This is a genomic window from Salipiger sp. HF18, assembly GCF_011806505.1.
Lineage (GTDB): Bacteria > Pseudomonadota > Alphaproteobacteria > Rhodobacterales > Rhodobacteraceae > Salipiger > Salipiger thiooxidans.
This window is the reverse complement of sequence record NZ_JAATOS010000331.1, coordinates 1-4,473: the sequence shown is the minus strand read 5'-3', so window position 1 is coordinate 4,473 and position 4,473 is coordinate 1. Positions and strand designations below refer to the sequence as shown.

The window sequence follows — 4,473 nt, the reverse complement described above, 5'->3', positions numbered from 1 at the left end:
AGATCAGGGCCGGCCGCTGTCCCCGGTAGGCGCGCACCGCCTCGATGCCGTTGTCGGCGAAGCGCAGGCGCAGCGGCTGGCCGAGCTTCTGCACCATCTTGCGAAACACCAGCTGATTGGTGCGGTTGTCCTCGGCCAGCAGCACGTCGAGCGGTCGCGGGGCCGGCCTTGCGACCGGACGCTCGGCCGGGTGGGGCCGCGGGCTCGCGCCGGTGACGGGGCGGTGGCGGAAGGCCGGCACCGGGCGCTGCACCTCGGATCCGGCGCCGGACTGCGGCGGTTCGAGCGCGGTCTCCAGCGCCGCGAGCAGGGCGCTGCGCTGCGCCGGCTTTTGCAGCACCGCCCGCGCCCCGGCCTCGCGCCCCGCCACCGCGAGGCCGGCGGGCTCGGGGGTCAGCAGGATCACCGGCAGGCCCGGCTGCATCAGCGCCAGTTGCCGCGTCAGTTCGAGCCCGCTCATGTCGGGCAGTTCCTGCTCGGCGATCACCAGATCGGGCGGCTCGGCCATGCGGTCGAGCGCCTCCTCGGCGGTCTTGCAGGTGGCGACCACGAGCCCCAGCGTCTCGAGCTGGCGGGCGAGGATGGCGCTGTTGAGCGCGTGGTCCTCGACCACCAGCACGGTTTCGAGCCCCTCCGGCAGGGTGGCGCAGCCCTCCTCGGAGGGGGCGGCGACGGCGAGCGGGATGCGCAGCCCGAAGCATGAGCCCTGACCGGGCTCGGATTCCACCCAGATCTCGCCCTCCATCATCTCGACCAGCCGCTTGGTAATCGCGAGGCCGAGCCCGGTGCCCTCGAAGGGGCGGTTGCGGTCGTCCTCGGCCTGGTTGAACTCGCCGAAGATGTGCTCGATCTTGTCGGCGGGCACCCCGACCCCGGTGTCCTCGACGGTGATGCGCACGTCGAGCGCGCCATGGGCGTGCCGCAGTCCCAGCACCCGCACCAGCACGTGCCCCTCGTTGGTGAACTTCACCGCGTTGCCCACGAGGTTGGTGAGGATCTGCCGTACCCGACCGGGGTCGCCGACCACCCGCTGCGGCAGGAACATGTCGTATTCCGCCAGCATCTCGAGCCCTTTCTCGCGCGCGGTGGGCTGGAGCAGCAGCAGCACCTCGTGCACGGCGCGTTCGAGATCGAAGCTCTCGGCGCTGAGCTTGAGCTTGTCGGCCTCGATCTTCGAGTAGTCTAGGATGTCGTTGATGATCACCAGCAGCGCCTCGCCCGAGCCGCGGATGGTGTCCACGTAGAGCCGCTGCTCGTCGGTGAGGGGGGATTCGCGCAGAAGTTCCGCCATGCCCACGACGCCGTTCATCGGGGTGCGGATCTCGTGGCTCATGTTGGCGAGGAAGGAGGATTTCGCCCGGCTCGCGGTCTCGGCCCGGATCCTGGCCTCCTCGAGCTCGCGCTGGGTGTCCTTGACGTCGGTGATGTCGATGCGCAGCCCGACGCGGCCGCCGTCGCGGAGCGGGCGCTCATAGATGCGCAGCCAGCGGCCGTCGCCCAGCTGCTGCTCCATCTCGTGGCTGGCGTGGCGATGGGCCGAGAGCCGTTCCTCGAGCCAGTCTTCCTCGCGCCCGACGGCGGCGGCGTACTGGCCGCGTTCGAGCCCGTAGCGCAGGATGTCCTCGAAGGAGGCGCCGGGCACGATGGCGGGGGCGCTGGCCTTGTAGATCGCGCGGTAGGGCTCGTTGCACATCAGCATCCGGTCCTCGGCGTCGTAGATGACGAAGCCGTCGGGCAGCTCCTCGAGGGCGGACCACATGCGCATGAGCTCGGTGATGTCGACGCAGAGCGACACCACGCCGCCGTCGGGCAGGCGCCGGTCCTGCATCTTGATGAACTGCCCGGTCCAGAGCCGCAACGTTTCGGAGGGGATCGGGTCCATGTCCCAGCGCGCGGTCATGCGTTCGTGCCAGGCCCGGCGCGGCTCGCCCTGCAGGTCGACGATGCCTTCTTCGACCATCATCTCGAGCACGTGGCGGTAGCTGGCACCCGGCCCGATGGTGTCGAGCCCCTCGAACGGGGCGAGATAGGCGGGGTTGGCAAGCTCCATCATCCGCTCGGCGCTGAAGGTCGCGAAGCCGTCGCGCATGGATTGCAGGGCCTTCCAGAGCTGGCCCTCGACCATCTCGATCTTCTCGTGCGCCTCGCCGAGCGCGGACTTCACGCGCCGGTTCTCGGTCCGCACCTCGCTGATCTCGGCGCGGGTCGAGTGGATCTCGTTGCTCAGCGCGCGGGCATGCTTGTTGAGCTTCCGGTTGGCGGCAAAAAGCTCGGCCTGCTTGAGTTCCAGCAGACGCTCCGCCGCCAGCCGCGCGCGGCGCTCCTCGGCCAGCCGTGCCGTCAGACTCATGTCCCCGAAGCCTCCTTGACTGGGGGCAGAATGAGGCGGTCTTGGTGAAGATCGTCTTAAGCGCGACCGCGGGAATCGTTGCCTTGGCGAGGCCCGGCGGGCACGATAGGGCAGTTGTCATGAGGAGTTAGCAGAATGCGTCGTTTGATCGCCGCCGTCGTCGCAGGTGTGGGTATTGCCACGTCCCTCATGGCACAGGAGGCGGTGCCCGAGCGCCGGATCGTCGCCAGCCGCGACATGGATTTCTACGGCGGTGACCTGCAACCCCTGTTCGACACCACGCTCGAGGCCTGCCAGTCGCTCTGCCTGAACGACCCGTCCTGCGGCGCCTTCACCTTCAACAGCCGCTCCAACGCCTGCTTCCCGAAATCCGGGGTCACCGAGCGCACCCCCTACGAGGGCGCGGTCTCGGCCGAGGTGGTGGCGGCCGACCCGGGCGTCGTGGCGGCGGCCGCGACCCGGGCGCAGGACCTCGGCTTCCTCGACCAGCGCGACCTTGTCGCCGCGCGGGACGAGGCGCAGGCCCTGGGCCTGCGCCACGCCGGGGGGCAGTGGCCGGTGGATGCGCTGCTCGAGGCCGCGCGCAATGCCGAGGCGCGGGGCGAGCTGCGCGATGCGCTGCAATGGGCCGGCGCGGCGGCGGCCCAGAGCGACGCGGCGGCACACTGGCTCGACTATGGCGCGCTGGCGCTGCGCCTTGCCGCTGACAGCGCCCGGGACCGCGACGAGCTGCAGCGCCGCGCGGTGCTGGCGGCGATCAACGGCTACCTGCGCGCCGATCCCGCGCCGCAGCGGGCGAGCGCGCTGCTGCTCCTGTCTCAGGGGCTCGAGGCCGAGGGGCGCGGCCGCCTGATGGTGCCGGCGCTGCGGCTGGCCGAGCGTCTCGGCCCGCGCGAGGACATTGCGCAGGCGCTGGACCGGGCCATCGCGCAATACGGCTTCCGCATCACCGACCACGTGGTCGAGGCCGACAGCGCCGCGCCGCGCATCTGTGCCGAGTTCTCCGAACCGCTGGTTCGCGCCGGACAGGATTACGCGCCCTACGTCCGGCTGCCGGATCCGCGCCTTGCGGTCGTTGCCGACGAGCAGCGGATCTGCGTCACCGGCCTGTCGCATGGCGAGACCTACGAGCTCACCTTCCGCGCCGGGCTGCCCTCGGCCGAGGGCGAGGAGCTGGCCCGCGACGTGGCGATCAGCGCCTATGTCCGCGACCGCGCCCCCGCGGTGCGTTTCCCCGGCCGTGCCTACGTGCTGCCGCGTTCCGCCGATGCCGGGCTGCCGGTCGAGACGGTGAACCTGCCCGAGATCGACCTGACCCTGCGCCGGGTCTCGGACCGCAACCTCATCCGCGCCATTCAGGACAGCTATTTCGGGCGCCCGCTCAGCGGCTGGGAGGATCGCCGCTTCGGCGAGGAGCTGGCCGAGGAAATCTGGACCGGCAGCGCCGAGGTCGAGAACCGTCTCAACGCCGACGTGACGACGCGCCTGCCGATGGGCGAGGTGGTGGGTGACCTGCCCGCCGGGATCTACGCGCTCACCGCGCGGGTGCCCGACGCCGACCCATACGACGATCCGGGCGGCACACAGTGGTTCGTTCTGTCGGACATCGGGCTCACGACCCTTGCCGGCAGCGACGGGCTAACCGTGTTTGCCCGGGCGCTCTCGGAGGCGCCGCTCGAGGGGCTCGAGGTCACGCTGCTGTCGCGCTCCAACCGCCCGCTGGCGGTGGTCACCACCGATCCCGAGGGCGTGGCGCGGTTCGAGGCGGGGCTGACCCGCGGCACCGGCGGCGCCGAGCCCGCGCTGGTCACCGCCGCGCGCGGCGATGAGGACATCGCCTTCCTGTCGCTGACCGATCCAGCCTTCGACCTTTCGGACCGCGGTGTCGAGGGGCGCGCACCGGGCGGGCCGCTCGATGCCTTCCTCGCCACCGACCGCGGCGCCTACCGCGCCGGCGAGACGATCCACGCCACGGCGCTCCTGCGCGATGCCGCGGTGCAGGCGGTCGAGGGCGTGCCGGTGACCGCCGTGCTCTCGCGCCCGGACGGGGTCGAGCATCTGCGCGTCACCTCGGGGGAGGGGGTCGCGGGTGGCCATGTCTTCGACCTGCCGCTGGTGGCCTC

At 71.3% G+C, this 4,473-nt stretch carries 2 protein-coding genes; one reads left to right on the top strand and one right to left on the bottom strand.

Annotated features, from left to right (window positions below; genetic code table 11):
• On the bottom strand, nt 1-2,350 hold a 2,350-nt coding region (locus HC022_RS19770; protein WP_167453565.1), incomplete at its 3' end, for a PAS-domain containing protein.
• A gap of 135 nt (nt 2,351-2,485) precedes the next feature.
• On the opposite strand from HC022_RS19770, the gene HC022_RS19765 reads away from it, so the two are divergent.
• A partial coding sequence (locus HC022_RS19765; RefSeq protein WP_254885187.1) for an MG2 domain-containing protein occupies nt 2,486-4,473 on the top strand: 1,988 nt, incomplete at its 3' end.